20 protein-coding genes and 1 tRNA gene are annotated in these 21,563 nt (G+C 65.2%); 9 read left to right on the top strand and 12 right to left on the bottom strand.

The window, feature by feature from the left end:
- Positions 1-21 precede the first annotated feature (21 nt).
- From CAP2UW1_RS08800 to CAP2UW1_RS08780, 5 genes are all read right to left on the bottom strand, one after another.
- Positions 22-546, bottom strand: a complete 525-nt coding sequence (locus tag CAP2UW1_RS08800) for a glycine cleavage system protein R (protein WP_015766284.1) — start codon at positions 544-546, stop codon at positions 22-24.
- Positions 547-724: 178 nt separating this feature from the next.
- The gene (gene rtcA / locus CAP2UW1_RS08795) at positions 725-1,798 is read right to left on the bottom strand and encodes an RNA 3'-terminal phosphate cyclase (protein WP_015766283.1); all 1,074 of its coding nucleotides are present in this window, start codon (positions 1,796-1,798) and stop codon (positions 725-727) included.
- Positions 1,799-2,024: 226 nt separating this feature from the next.
- Complete coding sequence (locus tag CAP2UW1_RS08790; protein ID WP_015766282.1) at positions 2,025-3,266, bottom strand: RtcB family protein; 1,242 nt, start codon at positions 3,264-3,266, stop codon at positions 2,025-2,027.
- A gap of 109 nt (positions 3,267-3,375) precedes the next feature.
- Complete coding sequence (locus tag CAP2UW1_RS08785) at positions 3,376-4,515, bottom strand: slipin family protein (protein ID WP_015766281.1); 1,140 nt, start codon at positions 4,513-4,515, stop codon at positions 3,376-3,378.
- 262 nt (positions 4,516-4,777) lie between these two features.
- Positions 4,778-4,839 (bottom strand) — tRNA-OTHER (locus CAP2UW1_RS08780).
- Between the two features lie 331 nt (positions 4,840-5,170).
- On the opposite strand from CAP2UW1_RS08780, the gene rtcR reads away from it, so the two are divergent.
- Positions 5,171-6,781: an RNA repair transcriptional activator RtcR gene (gene rtcR, locus CAP2UW1_RS08775; RefSeq protein WP_015766280.1), complete on the top strand. Its 1,611-nt coding sequence runs from the start codon at positions 5,171-5,173 to the stop codon at positions 6,779-6,781.
- 185 nt (positions 6,782-6,966) lie between these two features.
- Positions 6,967-7,641 carry a DUF2461 domain-containing protein gene (locus CAP2UW1_RS08770; protein WP_015766279.1) on the top strand — a complete coding sequence of 225 codons (675 nt, stop codon included), beginning with the start codon at positions 6,967-6,969 and terminating at the stop codon, positions 7,639-7,641.
- A 445-nt stretch (positions 7,642-8,086) separates the two neighbouring features.
- On the opposite strand, the gene CAP2UW1_RS08765 is transcribed toward CAP2UW1_RS08770, so the two are convergent.
- Positions 8,087-8,833: a PEP-CTERM sorting domain-containing protein gene (locus CAP2UW1_RS08765; RefSeq protein ID WP_015766278.1), complete on the bottom strand. Its 747-nt coding sequence runs from the start codon at positions 8,831-8,833 to the stop codon at positions 8,087-8,089.
- A gap of 512 nt (positions 8,834-9,345) precedes the next feature.
- Here CAP2UW1_RS08765 and CAP2UW1_RS08755 point away from each other — a divergent pair.
- From CAP2UW1_RS08755 to CAP2UW1_RS08730, 7 genes are all read left to right on the top strand, one after another.
- The gene (locus CAP2UW1_RS08755; RefSeq protein ID WP_199931611.1) at positions 9,346-10,227 is read left to right on the top strand and encodes a hypothetical protein; all 882 of its coding nucleotides are present in this window, start codon (positions 9,346-9,348) and stop codon (positions 10,225-10,227) included.
- Between the two features lie 97 nt (positions 10,228-10,324).
- Positions 10,325-11,458 carry an AI-2E family transporter gene (locus CAP2UW1_RS08750; protein ID WP_015766275.1) on the top strand — a complete coding sequence of 378 codons (1,134 nt, stop codon included), beginning with the start codon at positions 10,325-10,327 and terminating at the stop codon, positions 11,456-11,458.
- Between the two features lie 49 nt (positions 11,459-11,507).
- Entirely contained in the window at positions 11,508-13,028 is a 1,521-nt protein-coding gene (locus CAP2UW1_RS08745) for an efflux transporter outer membrane subunit (RefSeq protein ID WP_049778652.1), read from the top strand.
- The gene (locus CAP2UW1_RS08740) at positions 13,025-14,167 is read left to right on the top strand and encodes an HlyD family secretion protein (protein WP_015766273.1); all 1,143 of its coding nucleotides are present in this window, start codon (positions 13,025-13,027) and stop codon (positions 14,165-14,167) included. The genes CAP2UW1_RS08745 and CAP2UW1_RS08740 overlap by 4 nt, the downstream gene beginning before the upstream one ends.
- A 7-nt stretch (positions 14,168-14,174) precedes the next feature.
- Complete coding sequence (locus tag CAP2UW1_RS08735; protein ID WP_049778547.1) at positions 14,175-14,852, top strand: DUF2955 domain-containing protein; 678 nt, start codon at positions 14,175-14,177, stop codon at positions 14,850-14,852.
- A complete protein-coding gene (locus tag CAP2UW1_RS26065) occupies positions 14,837-15,199 on the top strand; it encodes a hypothetical protein (RefSeq protein WP_291913456.1) in 363 nt (120 codons plus the stop codon). Before CAP2UW1_RS08735 ends, CAP2UW1_RS26065 begins: the two co-directional genes overlap by 16 nt.
- Positions 15,200-15,213: 14 nt before the next feature.
- Positions 15,214-15,660 carry an ion channel gene (locus tag CAP2UW1_RS08730; protein ID WP_015766272.1) on the top strand — a complete coding sequence of 149 codons (447 nt, stop codon included), beginning with the start codon at positions 15,214-15,216 and terminating at the stop codon, positions 15,658-15,660.
- Between the two features lie 211 nt (positions 15,661-15,871).
- Here CAP2UW1_RS08730 and CAP2UW1_RS08725 read toward each other — a convergent pair whose 3' ends face one another.
- The 6 genes from CAP2UW1_RS08725 to CAP2UW1_RS08700 form a co-directional block, all read right to left on the bottom strand.
- The gene (locus CAP2UW1_RS08725) at positions 15,872-16,678 is read right to left on the bottom strand and encodes a phosphate ABC transporter ATP-binding protein (RefSeq protein WP_015766271.1); all 807 of its coding nucleotides are present in this window, start codon (positions 16,676-16,678) and stop codon (positions 15,872-15,874) included.
- 84 nt (positions 16,679-16,762) lie between these two features.
- The gene (locus CAP2UW1_RS08720; RefSeq protein ID WP_081444134.1) at positions 16,763-17,575 is read right to left on the bottom strand and encodes a phosphate ABC transporter ATP-binding protein; all 813 of its coding nucleotides are present in this window, start codon (positions 17,573-17,575) and stop codon (positions 16,763-16,765) included.
- Complete coding sequence (gene pstA / locus CAP2UW1_RS08715) at positions 17,569-18,459, bottom strand: phosphate ABC transporter permease PstA (protein ID WP_015766269.1); 891 nt, start codon at positions 18,457-18,459, stop codon at positions 17,569-17,571. Before pstA ends, CAP2UW1_RS08720 begins: the two co-directional genes overlap by 7 nt.
- Before the next feature lie 3 nt (positions 18,460-18,462).
- Positions 18,463-19,413: a phosphate ABC transporter permease subunit PstC gene (pstC, locus tag CAP2UW1_RS08710; RefSeq protein ID WP_015766268.1), complete on the bottom strand. Its 951-nt coding sequence runs from the start codon at positions 19,411-19,413 to the stop codon at positions 18,463-18,465.
- Between the two features lies 1 nt (position 19,414).
- Positions 19,415-20,479: a PhoU domain-containing protein gene (locus CAP2UW1_RS08705; RefSeq protein WP_015766267.1), complete on the bottom strand. Its 1,065-nt coding sequence runs from the start codon at positions 20,477-20,479 to the stop codon at positions 19,415-19,417.
- A 79-nt stretch (positions 20,480-20,558) separates the two neighbouring features.
- On the bottom strand, positions 20,559-21,434 hold the full coding sequence (locus CAP2UW1_RS08700; protein WP_015766266.1) for a phosphate ABC transporter substrate-binding protein: 876 nt from the start codon (positions 21,432-21,434) through the stop codon (positions 20,559-20,561).
- Between the last annotated feature and the right edge of the window lie 129 nt (positions 21,435-21,563).

The following is a 21,563-nucleotide window of genomic DNA, read 5'->3' as shown; positions in this document are numbered from 1 at the left end:
CGCCGACCGATCCACAGGACCTCAAATACGAATCGCCTCGTCAAGAGTGATGTCTACCATCAGGTCGTTCGAAAGGTCCTCCAGCTCGCTGGTGAGCGCCCTCACGTCAAACGTCGACGAGGCGGTCAGCTCGACGCTCGCATGGAACAGCATTCCGGCGGACATCGGTGCGCTGGCCGTGTAGGTGCTCAGATCCTCGACATTGAGTGCGTGCCGGGCAAGGACTTGCGAGACCTCGCGCACGATGCCGATGCGGTCGTGACCAACCAGCGAAAGCTTCAGCCGCCGATTGCCAGCCTGCGCCACAGGCGAGTGGGAGACCTCGGAAGTGACGCGAAGACCGGGCAAGGCGGCGAGCGCGTCGGTAAGGGCAACGAGTTGTTCCTCGGGAACGCTGACGCAGACGATACCCGCAAACTTGCCGGACAGATTCGACATCGACGACTCCAGCCAGTTGCCGTGATGCAGACTGACGGCAGTGGCAAGCTGTTCGACGAGACCTGGGCGATCATCGCCAATAACGGTCAGAACAAGGGAAACGCTCATGGGCTGCTCCTGGCAAGGTGAGCGCTCATTCTACCCTTTGCCGTTTGCCGGATCGCGGCTCGCGTCGTTCAAGTCCCGCAGCTTGAACGAGCGGCCCGCTGCGCTGAAGAACCGGCGGCAGCCCTTGCCCTGCACCGGCGGCCGAGCCGCCGCCGGCACGCTCACTTGCCCGCGCAACTCACTCGTCGCGACGCGGACCTGCGCCCTTGTCTGCGGCAGCGGCCAGACCGCCAGGCGCCGCACCGCCGATGTCGACACGCCAGCAGCCACCGCTCTCGCTGACGTGCATGGCTACCGGTAGGAAGGCGCCGATCACCGCCAGATTGGTCAACAGGTGGCTCGACGGTTTGCCGGTGCTGAAGCTGCCGCTGCCGGCCAGCGCCAGCGGCAACACCAACTGATCCGCGAGGTGCTCGCCAACCCCGCCCGGGCTGTCAAGATAGCCGCGGACAGCTTTGGCGACCCGGTCGGCAACATGTTCGGCGCTGACGCCGCGCGCGCCAAAGCCGGTAAAGACTTCGTGCACGGCGGCATGCTCGAGGTCGACGAGCAGGGCGTTGCCCGGACCTTCTTGATGCGGCAGGACGCGGCATTCGCCCTGAAGTTGCGGAATGCGCCGCGCGAGTTGCGTCAGTTCGCGGCGGGCGACGTCGTGCGGCACACCGGCGACGATGGCGGTCGCGCGCGTGCCTTGCCAGGCGCCACGCTCGAGCAGCGTCAGGCCAAGCGGCTTGCCGGGCGCAACCTCGGCGCGCACCTGACCGCCGCCGGCAGGATAGAAGCCGTGGCGCAGCAGCTCGATCTTGGTCTGCACGCCCATCCGCCGCAGCAGCGGTAGCCAGGCGCGGATCAGGAAGTCGGCCGGCGGTGCGGCCGGGTTGTGCGTACCGCCGCTGACCGTTACCGTTGCCGGGCGGTCGGCATACCATAGCGCCGGCAGGACGGTCTGCAGAACGAGCGTGCAACTGCCGGCGCTGCCGATGGCAAAATGGTAGTCGCCGCCGCGCAGCGCGCCCGGTGCGAAGAACAGCGACTGCGAAGCGGGCGAAGCGCCTTCGACGTGTGCGCCCGAAATCGTCGCCGCCGCCTGCACGGCGGTGAGGTGCTGACGCAGCAGGCCGGGTCTGGCCCGCCCGGCACGAATGCGTTCGAGGCGGAAGGCCCGGCCGCTGATCATCGACAGCGTCAGCGCGCTGCGCAGAATCTGCCCGCCGCCTTCGCCTTGCGCGCCGTCGAGGGTGATCGTTTCCATGTTGTTCGATGGCTTCCTGGTTACTGGTTACTGGTTACTGGTTACTGGTTACTGGTTACTGCTTACTGGGTAGCGCCCTTGAAGCGCAAACCGTCATCTCGACCATAAGCGATCGAGGAGAAAAGCTCAGCGCCCTTGCCGACGATAGTCGAGACTGCGCACCGCGCGCAGCGGGCGCAGGGGTCCATCGTCACTGCCGGTGCCTCGCCGCCGACCGACCGATGGTTCAGCCCTTCACACACACCACCTGCCGCAGGGTATGCACCACTTCGACCAGCGAGCGCTGCGCGTGCATCACCGCGTCGATGTCCTTGTAGGCCATCGGGATCTCGTCGATGACGTCCTTGTCCTTGCGGCATTCGACGTGTGCGGTGGCGCGTTCCTGATCGGCGACGGTAAAGCGGCGGCGGGCTTCGTTGCGGCTCATGACGCGGCCGGCGCCGTGGCTGCACGAGCAGAACGACTCCGGGTTGCCGAGGCCGCGCACGATGTAGCTGCGCGCGCCCATCGACCCGGGGATGATGCCCAGTTCGCCCTGCCGGGCCGATACCGCGCCCTTGCGGGTGACGAAGATCTCGGCGCCGAAGTGCGTTTCTCTCTGCACGTAGTTGTGATGACAGTTCACCGCTTCGACGTCGACAGCGAAAGGTTTGCCGATCGCCGTGCGCGCGGCGGCGATCAGGTTGGCCATCATCGCCGCGCGGTTGTGGCGGGCGTAGTCCTGCGCCCAGGCGACCGCCTCGACATAGTCGGCGAAGTGCGCGCTGCCTTCTTCGAGATAGGCCAGGTCGCGGTCCGGCAGCCTGGCGAGATGTTGCCGCATGTCCGCCTGCGCCAGTTCGATGAACGTGCAGCCAATGGCGTTGCCGACGCCGCGCGACCCGGAGTGCAGCATCAGCCACACGCGCTGGGCCTCGTCGAGGCACACCTCGATGAAGTGATTGCCGGTGCCCAGCGTACCCAGGTGCTTGTGGTTGTTGGTGCTCTTCAGGCGCGGGTATTTCTCGACGAGGCGCTGGAAGCGCGGCAACAACACCGCCCAGTGCGCGTTGACCAGATCCGGCGGGTTCTCCCAGCTGCCTTCGTCACGCCGGCCGCGGCCGACCGTGCGCCCGTGCGGGACGGCGCGCTCGATGGCACTGCGCAGGCCATGCAGATTGTCGGGCAGGTCGGCGGCGTCCAGCGTCGTGCGCGTGGCGATCATTCCGCAGCCGATGTCCACGCCCACCGCCGCCGGGATGATCGCGCCGCGCGTCGGGATGACGCTGCCTATCGTCGAGCCCTTGCCGAGATGCACATCCGGCATCACCGCCAGATGGCGGAAGATGAAAGGCAGGCGCGCGGTATTGATCAACTGCTGACGCGCTTCCTCCTCGACCGGCACGCCTTCGGTCCACATCTTGATCGGCGCCGCGCCGGGCACCCGGAGGGTTTCGATCGACGCTTCCGGGGTGATCCCCTGTTCCATGGTTTGCTCCTTTCTCTTGCGGCGCACACCGCGATGTTACGGCAAACGCCGTAGTCGGCCCTGGCGGCCGACACCTTGCCTGCAGTCCATGCTGGCTCGTCCCGGCGCGCTACTTGCGGCCGATCTTCACCAGACCGTTCAGCACCTCGTCGAGCCCACCGAACACCGAGATCCGGTCGATCCGCTCGGCGACCCGCTCCAGCGTTTCCAGCTCCTTCAGGCGCAGTGCGGTCGGGTTGTCTTCCATGACCTTGGCGGTGTTCAACAAGGAGCGCGTCGCCGCCGTTTCCTCGCGCCGGCGGATGACGTTCGCCTCGGCCGACTTCTGCGCCTCGACGACCTGCGCCAGGATGGTCTTCATCTCGCCCGGCAGGACGATGTCCTTGACGCCGACCGCGCCGACCTCGATGCCGAAGCCGTCGAGTTTGCGCGCGACATGCGCGCTCACCACCTCGTCGATGATCTGCTTGTTGTCCAGCAGCTCGTCCACCGAACGCGTTCCGACAGCGGCGCGCAAGCCAAACTGCAGTTCGCGATACAGATGCTCGACCGGCTTGTTGAGGCTCGCAAAAGCACGCAGCACGTCGGTGTAACGCCAGGTCGCCGCCAGATTCAGGCGCAGGCCCACCTTGTCGCGCGAGAGGATTTCCTGGCCGCCGACTTCCATGGTCTGCAGGCGGGTATCGACCAGTTCGACCTGCACGTCGCGATTGAACCGCCAGAAGGCCGCCAGACCGGGCTGCAGCAAGCGCGCCACCTGGCCATCGACCTTGAGCACGCCCAGGTGGTAAGCCGGTACCGGCAGCAGGAGCACCCCAGCGAGTCCGCCTACCGGCCGGGCGCGCAGGTTCGGCTGCGTCAGCCGTGCGGCAAGCGCCGGGGCCAGCGCCGTTTCCCCGGCCAGGTCGATACACTCCAGGCGATGCGCCACCAGTCCCTTCCAGAAGCAGGCGCGCACGCCGGGCGGCAGGATCTCCACCAGAACCTCGTTCTCGTAGCGCAGACCGGCCTGATCCTCGCCGAGAACCATGTACTCGAAGTGCTCGGCGACGGTTTGCGGTTGCTGCCGCTGCAGGTAGTCGACGAGATTGAGGTCGCTCATCGCCGCGTCGAGTTTCCACACCTGCAGCGCCAGACGGCGCAGCGGATCGACGAAGTAATGGCGTCCGGCCGTGAGCAGGCGATCGAAGTCGCCGTCGCGCAGCAAGACGCCGCATTCGTTCTTCTTCACCACAAAACGTCGCAACATGACTTGTCCTTTCTTCTTGTCATCGATTTGCCGGTGCGCACCGAGTTGCCGGGGCCACCCTTCCGGGACTGGCGGGGGAGCACGCGGGGCGTTGCGGCGGGCTCGCCGCCGGCGTGCAGCGCACGCTCGCGACCTTGCCGACCGCCTGCGCCACCGGCGCCCTGCCGGCAATCCGGGGCAGGTGCCGAAGCAACCCGGTGACGGGTGCTTGCGCACACCGCGACCGGCGGGTCTTGCAATTGCACTGTCAGACGACAGGTTTTGGAGCGGGAGTCGAACCCGCGACACACCGCCGAAACGGTTGCTCTACCCATTGAGCTATCCAGTGGCTGGCGGGCCGGGAATCGAACCCGGCGGGACTCACCAGAGCCCGCCACTCGAGCGTGTGCGCCACGGCGGCATGCACGCCAACGACAGATCGAAACCCGGTTGCCGTGCACCGGCGGGGTCTGCAGCCCCGACCCGTGGGCCATTGCGGCGCCTGCGCGCTCGGCTATTGCTTAGCGAATGCCATGCCAGGCGTGAGCGGCCTCTGCGAGATCGTGCAAGTCCCTGTGGGAAAACGACAAACCTCTCGCCGACCGGCAGCCGTCTTGTCGCCGCCAGCCTGTATCAATAGAATCTACGCTAATGGTTTAGCTGGAGAGATAAGGCTGTGAAGAAGACAGTGGTCATCGGCTTCCTCGGCACGCAACTCGACTACGGTGGACGGGGAGCTGAGCGCTGGGCGAAGTGGCGCCCGACGGTGGCGGCTTGCCAACAGGAGGACTTGCTGGTGCACCGTCTCCACCTCCTGCACGACGATCGCAGTCGTGGTCTGGCCGAGAGGGTCGCTCTGGACATCGCCGCCGTATCGCCGGAAACGGAGGTCTGCCGGGTCGAAATCGGTTTGCACGATCCGTGGGACTTCGAAGAGGTGTACACCACCCTGCACGATTTCGCCCGCGCCTATCCCTTCGATACCGAGCAGGAAGACTATCTGATCCATATCACGACCGGCACGCACGTCGCGCAGATCTGCTGGTTCCTGCTCGCCGAAGCGCGCTTTCTGCCGGCGCGCCTCCTGCAGATGTCGCCGCCGCGCAAGAAGGAGGTGGCCGGTGGTGCCGGGACCTACGCGATCATCGACCTCGACCTGTCGCGCTACGACAAGATCGCGCAGCGGTTTCGCCACGAACAGGCGGACACGCTGGCCTTCCTGAAATCCGGCATCGCGACGCGCAGCGCCGCTTTCAACGCGATGATCGAGCGCCTCGAACGCGTCGCAGGACGGTCGCGGGCACCGCTGCTGCTGGTCGGCCCGACCGGCGCCGGCAAGTCCTTTCTCGCTCGCCGGGTCTATGAACTGAAACGACAACGGCAACGGCTCGGCGGCCGGTTTGTCGAGGTCAACTGCGCGACCTTGCGCGGCGACGCGGCGATGTCCACCCTTTTCGGGCATGTGCGCGGCGCCTTCACCGGCGCCCAGAGCGAACGCCCGGGCTTGTTGCGCGCGGCCGATGGCGGCCTGCTGTTCCTCGACGAGATCGCCGAACTCGGTCTCGACGAGCAGGCTATGCTGCTCAAGGCGGTCGAGGAAAAGCGCTTTTTCCCGCTCGGCAGCGACCGTGAGTCGGGCAGCGATTTTCAGCTCATCGCCGGCACCAACCGCGATCTGCGCCGCTGCGTCGCCGACGGTCGTTTTCGCGAAGACCTTCTGGCGCGCATCAACCTGTGGACATTCGAGCTGCCCGGCCTTGCGGCGCGCGTCGAAGACATCGAACCGAACCTGGACTTCGAACTCGGGCGTCATGCGCGCGAGCAGGCGCAGCAGGTCCGCTTCAATGCCGAAGCGCGACGGCTCTTCCTGGCTTTCGCGTGCTCGCCGCAAGCGCTCTGGCGCGGCAACTTCCGCGAGCTGTCGGCATCGGTGACGCGCATGGCGACGCTCGCCGAAGGCGGACGAATCAACGAAGTCGATGTCGGCGAAGAGATCGCCTGCCTGCGCCGCGCCTGGTCCGACGCCGGCGGCGATGACGCCGCCCGCCAACTCCTCGGCGACGGCGCCGAGGCGCTCGACCTGTTCGACCGAGGCCAACTCAACCTGGTGATCGACGTCTGCCGCCGCTCCGGCAGTCTCTCGGAAGCGGGTCGCCAGCTGTTCGCCGTTTCACGCCTGCAGAAAAGCCAGGCCAATGACGCCGATCGACTGCGCAAGTACCTGACCCGATTCGGCCTCGACTGGAACGGAGCCTCCTCGACTTCGGCCGCTCGCACATCCTCGTGAGAGCGTCGCTGGCGATGCTGGAGCCAAGCAACGCGCCACCAGCACACTCGTCGCGCGCGCCCTGCTCCCTGCGCGCCTGCCCACATCCGTCGCGGACATCGCCTTTACAGGACGAACGCCGCGAGCAACAATCCGTGCAAGAGGCGCCCGCCTCCCAGGCAGACTACCGTCAAGGAGCCCTGTTCATGTTCAGCCAGGCCACCTTCAACTTCCTCGACGAACTTGCGGCGAACAACGCGCGCGCCTGGTTTGAAGCCAACCAGACGCGCTACGAAGCGCTGGTTCGCGAACCGGCGCTGACCTTCATCGCAGCGATGGCGCCCGAGCTGGAAAAGTTCGCTCCGCAGTTCCGCGCCGAGCCGCGCAGGACGGGCGGCTCGCTGATGCGCGTGCACCGCGACACGCGCTTTGCCCGCGACAAGCGTCCCTACAAGACCAACATCGGCATCCAGTTCCGCCATGAAGCCGGCAAGGATGTTCATGCGCCGGGCTTCTACCTGCACATCGCGACCGACGGATGCTTTTTCGGCGCCGGTTGCTGGCATCCGGAGTCGGCGATCCTCGCAGTCATCCGCGCGCGCATCACGGATCATCCGGAGCGCTGGTTTGCCGTACGCGACGACGAGCAGTTCGCCGCGCACTGGACGCTGGCCGGCGAGAGCCTGAGGCGCCCGCCGCGCGGCTATGCCGTCGACCACCCGGCGATCGACGACATCAAGCGCAAGGACTTCATCGCGCTGGCCCCGCTGTCGTTCGCCGAAGCCACGGACGTGGATCTGACCAGGCTTGCCGCGCAACGCTTTGCCGCCGCCGCGCCGCTGATGGCGTTCCTCTGCGAGGCGCAGGGGGTCGCCTACTGAGCGGTCGGCAAGGCGCGTGGCGGGGGCCATACCCCCAGTTCGCGTCCTCGAACGAAGCGAAGAACCGATGAACCGGTCAGCGATTCTTCTTCATGCCGGCTCTGCCATCGGTCATGTGACACGTTCAGTCGACGCGACGTCGGCCCGGTGCCCGGCAATTTGGTATCGACGCCTTCGCGCCCCTCACGGGCTTGCGGAGGATCGGCAGGCGATAAAGTCACAGGGCACCTATCCGCTGCGTCTGTCCAGTGTGATCAACGCCGAGCTTGCGCGCTGCGCCACACCCGATGGCACGAGCTTCAACCAGTTCGTGGCAACCACCGTCGGCAAGAAACCTAACCGAAAGGCAGGCGTCGCCTCCTGCCCGTCCGGTCGCCTCGGCGCAGGACCGCCGCGTGCCATCCCTCAAGGCGGCGAGGGAGTCGGCTCGCGCACATGCCGGCTGTCAAGCAGTCGCCCCAATCCCGAACCGCAAGCGACGGCCCGTTGCGGCAAGAGCGCCCAGCAGCACCAACCCCAACGTGCCGGGCTCCGGAACTCTCAGATTGGCGGTGACGTCCACCAAGAAACCTCCCGAGGTGGCGCCAAAGATCAGCGTGTGCGGACCGGCTGACAAGCCTTCCACGGCGACCCAGTAACCGTCCGAGACGGCGTCATAACTGCCCTTGGGCGCACCGAAGAGGTTGTCGTCGGGCAGGGCGACCGAAAAGAACGCACTGCTGGTCTGCCGAAACCCGGATGCTCCTGCGGCAAGCAGGTTCAGGCCGTCCAGGGTTGCCGTGAGAGCGGTCGCGTCGTCGATGAATGGGCTTACCCGCGCCAGCGCGCATGCGACGGAACCAGCACACTCGGGAGGCGGAGTCTCGATAAAGAGATTGTTGATGACTGGGAAAAAGATTGGCCGGCCCGCCGGCACGGCGAACGTCCGCACGGTAGGCTCTCCGAAGATGCTACCCGCCACGAAGAAGACCGGACCGTTGTTCCCCACCTGAGCGAACACGCCGTCCTCGTCCAGCAGGGGGTTACCCGAGTTCGGAGCCCCCAGCGCCCACCGCCACCACTCCTGCGACAGCTCCAGTTGACTTTTCTCCGCAACGGGCTGGTCCGGTGCGACGACCACGAAGGCCTGCGCAAATCCCATGGCGCCAAACAGCAGCATCGCTGCAGCAACATCTCGAACGAATCGTTTCATGGTGCTTCCTCTCTTCACTTTGGTTGAAACGAGAACGCGCGCTACAGCGCGTCCTCACTGGGAGGGACTACGGGTCGATCTTGGCACCTTCACTATCTCGATGCCTCGCCCGGACTACGGACTGTTGCCCGAACACCCTCCTTTCCCAAGTTCAGGGAGGCGCCAACAGCTTCGCGTGCTTGAACCGCCGAGAGCAGAAAGCCCATGACGCCAACTACACTATAGAAACCCCATCAAGCGGTGTCAATGTCAAATAGTTCCCAAGAGCCCCTGATGAATCACCGGAAGCGAATCGCGCCGCTCAGGCCGTGTGGTCGTCCCACGACGGGGCAGCACCGATAGCCTTGTTTCGGCTTCGTCGTGGGGCTGGCGTTGTAGTCCAAGCCATCACGCTGGCAATCCCGCTCGACAGCCCTTAGGCGGCGGGCCTCCTTGATCCGGATGACCCCCTGCGCACCGGATCTCCCGGTGATCGTCAGCGGGGCCGGAGGACCCCTCGGCTTCACCGCGGCATGGATGCTGGTGTCGTCGGCCGCGATGCTAATCTTCATGCCTTCCGCCGTACCGGCGATCGTCAAGGGGCTGACCGGCCCTGGACCATCGCCAAATCCATGCTGATGGTCATCCTGCTGCCGCTGCTGCCCGGGATGGCGATCCTGCGGGCATTGCAAACGCTGGCCATCCGACTTCAGCCTTTCATCGGCAGGACGACGGGCGTGGCCACGCTACTCCTAGCGGTCTTGAGTGTCCTCGTGCCCGGTGACGACTTGAGCGGGGCCAAGGGACATCTCGCCGTCGCCGCGCAGCTAGTTTCCTTCCAGATCGTCACCACCCTACCCTACTGGTTCGGGTTTGGCTTGCCGCACGAGGAGAAGATCGTTCTCAGCGCCGGGACTGAGCCTGCCTCGTCCGACCAAGGGGGGCGAAGCTCCAGGGCAAACTCGTTCGTCGGACACCAGATGTGGTCGGGCAGGCGCATCTCGCACCACATTGCGCGCACCGCGAGCCCCTTCAGGAATCGCACCACGGCAAGGACCGAGTGCACCGGATCGACTGCACCTCGCCGCACGGCATCAGCCCCGGCATCAGCCCCGGCGCCGGCACGGTTTGGAGCATTGGCGCATCGACCCGGTGGACCCACCTGCGCTTCGCTCCTCGGTGTTTTGGCTCCCGTTCGGGCGAAAGAAACAAGGCCGTATCTCGCCGCCCCTGCCCGATGGTGCGGACCTGTTGTCGGCGACCGAATCGAGTGGAGTTGCGCCGTGCGCGACAGCGAGGGTGCGCTGGAACTCGCGAACCGGCGCCAACGGCGGATATGCACGCCGCTTGCCGATGCTCGTCATGGCCGGACTCGGGCGAATCGCCCGCCGGTTGACGAATTCATGCTAGATTGATGCGTTTGAATCGCCAGACGTGCAGCACTTCGGCCTTTTATTGAAAGGCGCATCCTGTGCCTGCCGATGCCCTCCTTCGCCGGAAAGGACTCCTCCCATGGATGCACCACACGAGACCGATCGCGAACTGGAAAAGCGAGTCGCCGCCCGCCTGCTCGATGTCTTCGTCCGCACCGGCCTCGTCCTGGCGCTCGTGCTGCTGTGCTACCACTTCTTCTCGCCGTTCCTGACGATGATGCTGTGGGCGCTGATCCTGGCAGTCACCATCTATCCGCTGCACGAGATGCTGGCCGGGCGAATCGGCGGCAAACAGGGACTCGCGTCGACGCTGATCGTGCTGGTCGCCATCGCCGTGATCGTCACGCCGACGATCATGCTCGCCAGCCAGTTCGGCGACTCTGTCCATGAACTGGTCAAAGGTGTCCGCGACAACACGCTCGAGGTGCCGGCACCGTCCGAGAAGGTCGCTGCCTGGCCGGTCGTCGGCAAGAAGGTGCATGCCATCTGGTCGCAGGCGCACGACGATCTGCCGGCCCTGGTCAAGAGCATGCAGCCCAAGATCGGCGAGCTTGCGACCAAGGCACTTGGCATCGTCGCCGGCCTGGGCGGCGGCCTGCTGATGTTCGTCCTCGCGTTCATCGTCGCCGGCATCATGATGGCTTACGGCGAATCGGGCGCCCAGGCAATGCAGGCCATCTTCGAGCGCGTCTTCGGCCTGGCCCGCGGCAAGGAGTTCACCAACCTGTCTAGCGCGACGGTGCGCGCCGTCGCCTCAGGCGTCATCGGCATCGCCTGTATCCAGGCGCTGCTCATCGGCGTCTCGCTGATGATCGCCAGCGTCCCGTTCGCCGGCCTGCTGGCCGTGATCGTCCTCGTTCTAGGCGTCGCGCAGTTGCCGGCGCTGCTGGTCACACTGCCGGTGATCGGCTGGATCTGGGCGAGCGGCGACTACGCCACCGTCCCGGCCGCCGCCTACAGCGTGCTGCTGGTCGTCGGCGGCATGGCCGACAATGTGCTGAAGCCGATCATGCTCGGCCGTGGCGTCGATGCGCCGATGCCGGTGATCCTGATCGGGGCGCTCGGCGGCATGGCGACCAGCGGCATTCTCGGCATGTTCATCGGCGCGACGGCGCTGGCCCTGGGCTACCAGATTTTCATGCGCTGGGTGGATGACAACCCCGAGCGGGTGCGCCAGCAGGCTGCCGGCGACTCGCCTTCCGTCGCCGGCTGAGCCGGTGTGGCAAGGCCTTGCCGGCGTAGCTGGCCGGCGCCTGCTCGCCATGGCTGGAGCCGTGCTCCTCGGGGGCTGCGCGGCGGTCGGACCCGACTTCAAGCGTCCCGCAGTTTCGTGGTTGCCTGGCTGGTCGGGCGGCTCGCTCGATTCGCTGAACGCTGAACAGCGCGGCAAGCCGCGCGCGCAGACCGAGGAGTGGTGGCGCAACTTCAGTGACCCGGTGCTGGACCAGCTGATTGCTGAGGCCCAGCGCGTCAATCCCAATGTGCGAACCGCCGGGATGCGCATCCTGGAAGCGCGCGCGCAGCTGATGATTGCCGGCAGCCTGCTCTATCCGCAGCAACAGCAGATCACCGGCACGGTTCTGCGCACCGGCGAGGAACGGTCAAGCGGGCCGGACAGCGCCCTGACCGCGTACAACGCCGGCCTGGCGATCGGTTGGGAAATCGATTTCTGGGGCAAGTTCCGGCGAAGCGTCGAGGCCGCTGATTCCGGCTACTTCGCCAGCATCGCGCAGTACGACGACCTGCAGGTGTTGATGGCGGCGCAAGTCGCCACCTTTTACTGCGCGATCCGCACCCTCGAGCTGCGGTTGCAGATCGCCCATCAGAATGCCGCGTTGCAGAAGCGCAGCCTGGAGATCACCGAGCGCCTGTTCAAGCACGGCAACGACTCCGAGCTCGACGTGCAACAGGCCAAGGCCCAGTACTTGGCCACGCTGTCCACGATTCCGCAGCTCGAGGGCAGCCTGCGGCAAACCCAGAATGCACTCGGCGTGGTGCTTGCCAGGCCGCCCGGGCCACTGTCCGAAATGGCGGACGGCAAGAACACGATCCCGCAGGCAGAACTCGGGGTCATCGTCGACCTGCCGGCCGATCTGCTGCGGCGCCGCCCCGACGTGCGCGCGGTCGAGATGCAACTGGCGGCCCAGTCCGCGCTGATCGGGGTAAGCGTGGCCGATCTCTATCCATCGATCGCCCTGCTCGGCTCGCTCGGCCTGTCGGCCACGTCACTGTCCGGGTCGCCACGGACGCTCGCCTGGGGAGTTGGTCCCAGCCTCGTCTGGAACGTCTTCGATCATGGGCGGCTGACCGGTGAGGTGCTTGTACAGGATGCCCGCTTCCAGCAACTCTACGAACAGTATCACGGAGCAGTCCTGCAGGCGGCGCGCGAGGTCGATGACGCAGCGGTGGGGTTTGCCAAGAACCGCGAACAGGTCCCCATTCTCGAAGAAGCGGTCAAGGCCGCGAAGCGCTCGCTGGCGATTGCCAGCATCCAGTACCGCGAGGGCCTGGCCAACTTCGAGCGGGTGCTCGATTCGCAGCGAACGCTGTTCAGTCAGCAGGAACGCCTGGTGAGCAACCGGGGCAACGTCGCGCAGAGTCTGGTCGCCCTGTACAAGGCGATGGGCGGCGGCTGGCAGGCGGGGCGTGGCCGCCCGCTACTGGACGACGCGACCCGAGAAACCATGGGTGAGCGCAGCGACTGGCGGGAGTTGCTGCGGGAACCGCTGCCGGCGCCTGACGCTGGCCCGCAACTGATCGGACCCGGGACGGACGAGCAATGAGTGACGAAGCAATGAAGCGGGACGAAACTCCAGCCGGCGTGGCCCCCGAAGAATCTTCCGCACCACCCGGGAAAGGAACGCGGGTCGGCGCGACCATCGTGCTGGCGCTGATCGCCGCCAGCCTGCTCTGGTATTTCGCTGCTGACCGTCTGACCCCGCACACCTCGCAGGCCCGGGTGCAGGCCTTCGTCGTGCCGGTGGCCACCGAGGTGGCGGGCAAGGTGCTGGCGGTGCACGTCAAGAACAACGACAACGTCCAGCACGGGCAGCCGCTGTTCGATATCGACCCCAGCCAGTACCAGATCGCGTTGCAGCGCAGTCGCTCGGACTACGAGTCGGTACGCCGTTCGGTCAATGCCTCGGTGGCGACCGTGGAAGCCGCGCGCGCCTCGCTGCAGGCGGCACAGGCCAACCAAATCAAGGCCGACAAGGATGCGACGCGGCAGGAAGCGCTCTACGCCGAGGATCCCGGTGCGATATCGGTGCGCCGACTGGAGGTCGCGCAGGCCACCCGAATCGAAGCGCACAGCAAGGAAAAGGCCGCCGAGGCCGACCTGCGCAAGGCCCAGGAAGCCGCCGGCGACGCCGGTGACGACAACGCGCAGTTGCGTAGCGCGCGTTCGGCGACCGAGAAGGCCGAGTTGGATTTGGCGCGCACCAGGGTGGTCGCCCCCGGCCGCGGTCTGGTGACCGACCTGCGCACCGACGTCGGCCACTTTGCTCAGGCCGGCACACCGGCGATGACGCTGATCGCGATCCACGACCTCTGGATCAACGCTGACATGACCGAGAACAACCTCGGCAATATCGACCCCGGCGACGAGGTAGCCATCGTCCTCGACGTGCTGCCCGGTGAGGTACTGAAGGGCCGGGTACGCAGCATCGGTAGCGGCGTCAGCTCCGGCCAGCAGGCGCAGGCGGGAACACTGCCGACGATCCAGAACAGCCGCGACTGGCTGCGTCAGGCGCAGCGTTTCCCGGTGACGGTCGAGTTCGACGCTGCGGAACGCGAACGTCTGCAACGCGTACGCATTGGCGGTCAAGCCGAGGTCATGGTGTTCACCGGCGACAACTTCGTCATGAATCTGCTCGGCGCAGGCTACATTCGGCTGATGAGTTGGCTCTCCTACCTCTACTGAGCGGACCATGATCGCCCCGGCGGACAAGGCGGTCCTGCGGCTGGCGATCGGCCTCGGCCTGGCCGTGCTGTTCGCCTACGGCTTCGCGCTGCAGATGCCCCACGTGGTCTGCCTGATGGCCATGATGCTCTTGTGCAAGCCGGGTCCGCCAATCCCGCCGGTCAAGGCGGCGGCCATGGCCCTGCTGCTCGCCGGGCTGTTGGTAACGGGGGTGCTGATGGTCCCCCTGCTGGAAAACTACGCCCTGGCCGGAATCTTGCTGACCGGCGCGATCCTTTACGCGCTGTTCTTCTTCGGGATTCGCACCGGCAACCCGCTGACCATGCTTCTGGTCGTCGCGTTCACGCTGATCCCGGTCGCCGGGGTGGCCGAGCAGGCGCTGGTCACGATCATCAGCATGACCATCGCCGTCGGGATCGCCGTCGGCAGCCTGGTCAGCGGCTTTTCGCATGCCTTTTTTCCCGACGCTGCGGCTGCAAAGGCGGCCAAGGCATCGCCCCCCAGCCGCGAGACGGCGAGCTGGATCGCGCTCCGCGGCACGCTGGTGGTGATGCCGGTGTTCGTTCTGGCGCTCACCGACCCCTCGTTCTATCTGGCGGCGATCATGAAAGCCGCTGCTCTTGGCCAGCAGGCGGTTCGACCGACACGCGTTCGGCCGGGCGCGAACTGGTGGGATCAACCCTGATGGGGGCGGCGATGGCCCTGGCCGTCTGGTTAGGCCTGTCGCTCTGGCCCAGCCTGTGGATGCTGATGCTGTGGATGATGGCGGCTGCCCTGTGGGCTGGCGCACGGCTCTTCAGAGTCAGGCGCACGCTTCTCCCGCCCGTTTTCTGGAGCGATGCCCTGGTGACCATGCTGATTCTGCTCGGGCCGGCGATCGAGGACAGTGCCGACGGCACGGGTGTGCTCGCAGCGTCCGCCGTTCGTGTCGGCCTGTTCGTCGGCGTCGCGCTCTACGCTTGGGCTACGGTATGGTTGCTCGAACGCTGGCGCGCGTCGACAAGCGAAGCCCTGTTTTTTCACAACGGCTGATGGAGGTAAGCGGCATGACCTTGATCAATCTGGCGATCGGCTTGCTGATCATGATGGGGTGTCTGATCCTGCAGGTCACCTTCACTCTCTGGAGCGTCCTCCACGCCATGCGTCATTCGGGCGAACCGGGATCCGGCATTACACTGCTGGCGGGAATTCGCACGCTGTTGATGGCGATGGTGATCATGATGCTCGGCAATTTCCTGCAGATCATGCTGTGGGGCACCCTGTTCTTCTGGCTCGGGGCGTTCACCGCTTTCCATCAGGCCGTATACCACTCGGGAGTCAATTTCACCTCGCTCGGCTATGGCGACGTGGTCATGAGTGCCGACTGGAAACTCCTTGGTCCGCTCGAGGCACTCAATGGCATCCTGATGCTCGGCCTGACCAGCGCGGGCCTGCTGGGCATCCTGCAGCACCTGACCAGAGAGAAACCGCACGCGCGCGAGCATCGGGATTGAGTCGCGCACGCCCGCGTAGCGCCGACGAGCGCAGGGGGTTGCACGGGGAGCCGCCCGCACCGCGGCGGCGATCGTCGTCGCCACCCCCCGCCGTACCGTTTCCGGGAACGCTGCCCTTCCTCCGAGGATCACCGCACCATCTCGGTCAGGTCACCATCCTTGGCGTTGCGCCGTAGCGCGCGAGCGTGGCCTCGCCGGGTACCACGATCGTCTATCCGTAGCGCCCCTCGATGTAGTCCGCCGTTTCCTTGTGGGCAGGTGTGACGAACAACTCGTCGGTCCGTGAATGTTCGACTACCCTGCCCATCAGCATGAACACGCACTCTTCGCTGGCGCGTCGCGCCTGCGCCATGTTGTGGGTGACGATGAGAATCGTGTACTGGCCGCGCAGCTCCCAAAGCAGTTCCTCGACCGCTTCGGTGCCCTTGGGATCGAGCGCCGAGCAGGGCTCGTCCATCAACAGCATCTTCGGCTTCACCGGCAGCAGGCGCGCGATGCAGAGCTTCTGCTGCTCCTCCAGGGAGAGTTCGGTGGCCTTGCGCTTCAGTTGGTCCTTCACCTTGTCCCACAGCAGCACCTGACGCAGCGACTGCTCGACGATCTCGTCGGGAGTACCCTGGTGTACGTCGCCGCCACCCTTGGCATGCAACCGGTGGCTGAACAGAATGTTGTCGCGAATCGAAATGGGTAGCGGGTTCGGGCGCTGAAAAACCATCCCCACCTGCTTGCGCACCTGCACCAGTTCGACGTGGGGGTCGTAAATGTTCTCACCCATGACATGGATGCTGCCCTCGATGCGAACGTACCCGAGGCGCTCGTTGATGCGGTTGACGCTGCGCAGGAAGGTGCTCTTGCCGCACCCGGAAGGCCCGATCATCGAGGTGATCATGCCTTGCCGGATGCGCAGATCGACATCGTAGAGCGCCTGGAAGGTCCCGTACCACAGGTTCAGTCGCTGGCTGTCGATCGCGTGCTGGGGCGTCGGCTGCGGGAGCGCAGCGGTCTGCTCGGTATTCATAGTGGATCATGTCCTTGGTAGGCAATTCTGAAATCGCCGGGGGAGCCGGCGCGTGTGCGCTGCTTGCCCGCCGGCGCCGTCGGGCTAGCCGAATCTTCCCTCGACGTAGTCGCGCGTCCTCTGGTCTTTGACCTCGCCGGTGAACAGGTCTTCGGTGACGCCCACCTCGACACATTCGCCGTTGAGAAAGAAGGCGGTTCGATCGGCGAGGCGCCGGGCCTGCTGCACCAGATTGGTGACCAGGAGAATCGTCACTTCCTGGCGCAACTCCTTGAGAACGTCCTCGATGCGCATCGTGGTGACTGGATCGACGGCGATCGAGAACTCGTCGAGCATCAACAGATCGGGTTCCTGCGACAGCGCTCTGGCGATCGTCAGGCGCTGCTGTTGACCACCCGACAGCAGGCTGCCAAGAGCCTGCAAGCGATCCTTGACTTCGTCCCAGAGGGCCGCGCGGGTCAGACAACGCTGCACGATGACGTCCAGGTCCGCCTTGTTGTTGATCCCGCGCAGCCGGGGCGACAGGGCCACGTTGTCGTATACCGTCATCGGCAGACCCACCGGCAGCGGAAAGACGACACCGATGCGGCTGCGCAGGGCATAGATGTTTTTCAATCGACTCGTATCGCGACCGTTGAAACGGATCTCGCCGTCCACCTTCATCCCCGAGGTGAATACATCCATCCGGTTGATCGCCTTGAGCAGTGAGGTCTTGCCGGCGTTGGCCGGACCGATGATGCCGAAGATCTCGTGCTCGCGGACGGCCAGATTGACTCCTCGCAGCGCCACCGCGTTGCCATAGCGGATGGTCAGGTTCTTGATCTCGAGCTTGTGCGGGAAGTTGTCGGCCGGTGCCACGGTGTCGCTGGCCACCGCCGCTGCGCTTGAACTCACCATTTCTTTTTCCCCCTCAGCCACATGCGGAAAGCGATCGAGACGCTGTTCATGGTCAGGACCAGACCGATCAGCACCAACGCGATGCCGAAGGGGACGTGTTCGGCGATCTCAGGCACCTGCGTCGCCGCGACGAACAGGTGCAGGGACAGAGCCATCGTCTGATCGAAGACGCTTTGCGGCAGGAACGGCGTAAAGAAGACGGCACCGGTGAACATGATCGGCGCCGTTTCGCCGGCCGTTCGCGAGACCTCGAGAATGACCCCGGTAAGGATGCCGGTGATCGAGTTCGGCAGGACCACGCGGCGGATCGTTTGCCAGCGCGTCGCCCCCATGTTCCAGCAGGCTTCGCGAAAGGCCTGCGGCACCGCCTGCAGCGATTCGCGCGTGGCAACGATGACCACCGGCATGGTCATCACCGCGAGCGTCAGGCTGGCGGCCAGGATGCTGGTGCCGAACTTGAAGAAGAGGACGAAGGCGCCGAGCCCGAACAGGGCATGGACGATCGACGGAACGCCGGCGAGATTGATGATCGCCAGGTTGATCGTCCGGGTGAACCAGTTGTCACCGGCGTACTCGCTGAGGTAGATCGCCGCGAAGATGCCGATCGGCACCGACAGGATCAGCGCGACCGTCACCAGCCAGATGGTCCCGAGCAGCGCCGGAAAGAGGCCGCCCGTGCGCATGCCGTCGGTCGGCGCCGTGAGCAGGAACTCCCAGGAAATCGCGGCGCCGCCCTTCACCACCAGCGTGCCGAGGATCAGCATCACGGGGGTGATCAGAAGCAGAGTCATCAGCCCGAAGAGCAGTCGATAGCGTCTCTGCACGCGCTCGTTGTGCTGGTTCAGGTCGCTGGCCTGAAACATCGTTGGATTGGCGGTGGCCATGGCTTACCCCTTGCGTATGCCGCGCACGATGAGATCGGCGCTCAGATTGATGATGAAAGTGACGAGGAAGAGGAAGATGCCGATGGTGAACAGCACCTGGTAGTGCTCGCCGCCGACGACCGCCTCACCGAGTTCGGCGGCGATTGTCGCGGTGAGCGCACGCACCGAGTCGAAGATGCTGTCCGGGATGTTCACCGCATGGCCCGTGGCCATCAGCACCGCCATCGTTTCCCCGAAGCCACGACCGACCCCGAGCAGCACGCCGCCGAGCAGGCCGTTCTTCGCCGCCGGCAGCACCACCTTGTAGATCACCTGCCAGCGAGTCGCGCCCATTGCTTCGGCGGCCTCGCGATAGCGGTCGGGAACGGCCTTCAGGGCATCCTCGGCGATCGACGTCATGATCGGCGCCGCCATCAGGCCGAGGATGATGCCGGCGTTGAGCACGCAGAGGCCGACCGGAATGTCGAACCACTTGATGAGCAGCGGATTCATGATCACCAGACCGATGAAGCCCCAGACCACCGACGGGATCGCGGCCAGCAGTTCGACCAGCACCTTGAGCACTTCGCGCGTCTTGCCGCTGGCAAACTCGGCAATGAAGATGGCGGCACCGAGCGAGAACGGCACCGCGACCAGCATCGCCAGCCCGGTGACGCTGGCCGTGCCGGCCATCAGTGCGAGGATGCCGTACTCCGGATCCTCGGCGTCGCTGGGCGACCAGTAAGGGGTCAGGAAGAACTCGCGGAAGTCCATCTTCTCGAAGACGAAGCCGATTCCTTCCTTGGTGACGAAGAAGAAGATACCGAGCACGAAGAGGATGGCCGAGATGCCGCAGACGAAGACGATGCCGGCAAGCAGCTTGTCGACGTACCAGTCGGGATCACGGCGGTCGAAATCCTCGGCCGCGCGGGCGTCGGTGGCGCGGTTGCGTAACGCCTGCGTAGAGGTGCTCATCTCAGTGGGCCTCCTGGCCACGCAACACCGTCATCAGATTGCTGACCTGCAGGGCGATCTCCCGAGCGAGAAGCCGTAGATCAGGCGGCGCGCTACCGGCTCCGGCGACGTCCCACTCGAGCGCCACGGTATGGAAGGGAATCTGCTCGACGTAGGACTTGACCGGCCCCTGCAGGCTGACGATGATCTGGAAAGTAGCGAACTCCTGATGGTGCGCCGGAATCGCTTGCGGCTGGTGGTTGGCGAGGTCGATTCCCAGATCCTGCAGCAAGCCAATCGACTGGGGATCGCTGACACCGGCGGTCCGGCCGCGACTGTGATATTCGCCAACTTCCGGAAAATTCTTGCGCGCAATCGCCTCGGCGATCGGGCCGAGCAGGGTGTTGTCCTCGTCGACAAAGAGGATGCGGAAGAACTTCGGCCCCTTGGGCTGGCCGGTGACCGCGAAGACCGTGTCTTCGCAGATGTTTTTCGCCTGATCGGAAACCCGTTCGAGCGCATTGAAGACCGACAGGAAGGCGAAGAGATCCTTGACGCTGGTACTACCGCCGGCACCGCTCAGGTCGTCGAAGGCCATGTCAAAGGTCCGCTCGACCTGATCGGCGATCACCATTGTCGCCCTGGCCTTGTCGGCGTTGCCTTCGAGGAAGGCATCGACCGCCTGCTTCAGCATCTGCCGCGACTCGCCGGCCATCAACTCGACCTCGCGCAGTAGCAGCCCCTGTGGCGGGCGGGGGACCTGAACTGCCTCGCGGCAGATCGTCACCGCATAGTCGCCGATGCGCTCGAGAGCGACATTGGTATGGACGACGGCCGCCATCAGACGCAGGTGACTCCCGGTCGGCAGATGCACGCCGATGAAGGCCATGCGCAGGCGATCCAGCTCGTTGCTGACGGCGTTGATCCGGTTGTCGGCGAGAACCGTGGCGTAGGCCAGCTTGTCGTCGTCGGCCAGCAGCGCGTGCACGGCATCGTCGAGGGCCTTCTCGACGAGTCCGGCGAGCAGGGCGACTTGTTGCTTGATCTGGGACAGATCTCTTTCGAGACGTTCTTCGTAATGACTCATCGCTGGTTTCTTCCTCAGGCGCAGGAACACGGGCTTGGGTGTGGTACCGGTGGCGTGCCGGCGCCCCACCGCAAGCGGCTTATTTGCAGGTGACCTTCTTGATCGGTGCGTAGCCTTCCTTCTCGATGATGCACTGGCCGGTGTTGCTCTTGATCCAGTCCATGTATTTCTTCACCTCGCCAGTCGGCTCGCCGTTGGTGTACATGAACAGCGGCCGGGAGATCGGATAGGTGCCGTCGAAAGCGGTCTGCTCGGTGGGCTTGACGCAGGGTTTGCCGGCTGACGGAGCGACGCAGAGGGCCTTCATGTGGTCGGTAACGTACGCCAGGCCGCTGTAGCCGATCGCACACGGCGTCTTCTCGACGAGGTCGGCAACGTCCTTGGAACCGTGCATGTCCAGTGTTCCCTGACGGAACTTGCCTTTCTCACCGAGCACCGCTTCCTTGAAATAGGCGTAGGTACCGGAGTTGTTCTGCCGACTGACGACGACGATCTCGCCCTTGCACCCCGGAATGGTGATTCCCAGATCGCTCCACTTGCTGGCGCCGCCGTCGCGGCCGTAGATCTTGGCGAGATCGGTAACCGTGATCGAGTCTGCCGGGAATTTCTTGTTGACGAAGATGGCGAGCGCGTCGTAGCCAATGATGTGCTCGACCGGTTGCCGACCCTTCGCCTGCGCCTCCTTGATCTCCTTCTCGGACATCTTGCGGCTGGAGTTGGCGATGTCGACGGTGCCGTTGATCATCGCGGCAATGCCGGTACCCGAACCGCCGCCGGAGACCGCCACCGCCACCTTGGGATTGATCTTGCCGTACTGCTCGGCCAGCGACTGGGCGGCATTGACGAGGGTGTCCGAGCCTTTGTTCTGGATCTCGGTTCTGGCGGAAGCGCCGGTGGCGGCCACCGCGCCGATGGTAAGGACAGCCAGTTGGCGCAACATTGAGCGAGAGGTCATCTGAGATTCTCCGAGTGATTTCAGGTGGGAAACGATTCACCTGCTGCTGACAGGATGAGTCATCGTAGGGCGCTCCAGCGACCCTGTAAATTGGGGCGCGAACCTAAGGGATACCCCTAGTCGGCGAGC

Source organism: Candidatus Accumulibacter phosphatis (assembly GCF_000024165.1).
GTDB lineage: Bacteria > Pseudomonadota > Gammaproteobacteria > Burkholderiales > Rhodocyclaceae > Accumulibacter > Accumulibacter phosphatis.
The sequence above is the reverse complement of the archived record's forward strand: the minus strand, read 5'-3'. Positions and strand labels throughout refer to the sequence as shown.

Bases quoted from the DNA above. Each gene is read 5' to 3' on its own strand.
- CAP2UW1_RS08800 (WP_015766284.1), bottom strand. From the start codon at position 546: ATGAGCGTTTCCCTTGTTCTGACCGTTATTGGCGATGATCGCCCAGGT.
- rtcA (WP_015766283.1), bottom strand. From the start codon at position 1,798: ATGGAAACGATCACCCTCGACGGCGCGCAAGGCGAAGGCGGCGGGCAG.
- CAP2UW1_RS08790 (WP_015766282.1), bottom strand. From the start codon at position 3,266: ATGGAACAGGGGATCACCCCGGAAGCGTCGATCGAAACCCTCCGGGTG.
- CAP2UW1_RS08785 (WP_015766281.1), bottom strand. From the start codon at position 4,515: ATGTTGCGACGTTTTGTGGTGAAGAAGAACGAATGCGGCGTCTTGCTG.
- CAP2UW1_RS08770 (WP_015766279.1), top strand. From the start codon at position 6,967: ATGTTCAGCCAGGCCACCTTCAACTTCCTCGACGAACTTGCGGCGAAC.
- CAP2UW1_RS08765 (WP_015766278.1), bottom strand. From the start codon at position 8,833: ATGAAACGATTCGTTCGAGATGTTGCTGCAGCGATGCTGCTGTTTGGC.
- CAP2UW1_RS08755 (WP_199931611.1), top strand. From the start codon at position 9,346: ATGGATGCTGGTGTCGTCGGCCGCGATGCTAATCTTCATGCCTTCCGC.
- CAP2UW1_RS08750 (WP_015766275.1), top strand. From the start codon at position 10,325: ATGGATGCACCACACGAGACCGATCGCGAACTGGAAAAGCGAGTCGCC.
- CAP2UW1_RS08745 (WP_049778652.1), top strand. From the start codon at position 11,508: ATGGCTGGAGCCGTGCTCCTCGGGGGCTGCGCGGCGGTCGGACCCGAC.
- CAP2UW1_RS08740 (WP_015766273.1), top strand. From the start codon at position 13,025: ATGAGTGACGAAGCAATGAAGCGGGACGAAACTCCAGCCGGCGTGGCC.
- CAP2UW1_RS08735 (WP_049778547.1), top strand. From the start codon at position 14,175: ATGATCGCCCCGGCGGACAAGGCGGTCCTGCGGCTGGCGATCGGCCTC.
- CAP2UW1_RS08730 (WP_015766272.1), top strand. From the start codon at position 15,214: ATGACCTTGATCAATCTGGCGATCGGCTTGCTGATCATGATGGGGTGT.
- CAP2UW1_RS08725 (WP_015766271.1), bottom strand. From the start codon at position 16,678: ATGAATACCGAGCAGACCGCTGCGCTCCCGCAGCCGACGCCCCAGCAC.
- CAP2UW1_RS08720 (WP_081444134.1), bottom strand. From the start codon at position 17,575: ATGGTGAGTTCAAGCGCAGCGGCGGTGGCCAGCGACACCGTGGCACCG.
- pstA (WP_015766269.1), bottom strand. From the start codon at position 18,459: ATGGCCACCGCCAATCCAACGATGTTTCAGGCCAGCGACCTGAACCAG.
- pstC (WP_015766268.1), bottom strand. From the start codon at position 19,413: ATGAGCACCTCTACGCAGGCGTTACGCAACCGCGCCACCGACGCCCGC.
- CAP2UW1_RS08705 (WP_015766267.1), bottom strand. From the start codon at position 20,479: ATGAGTCATTACGAAGAACGTCTCGAAAGAGATCTGTCCCAGATCAAG.
- CAP2UW1_RS08700 (WP_015766266.1), bottom strand. From the start codon at position 21,434: ATGACCTCTCGCTCAATGTTGCGCCAACTGGCTGTCCTTACCATCGGC.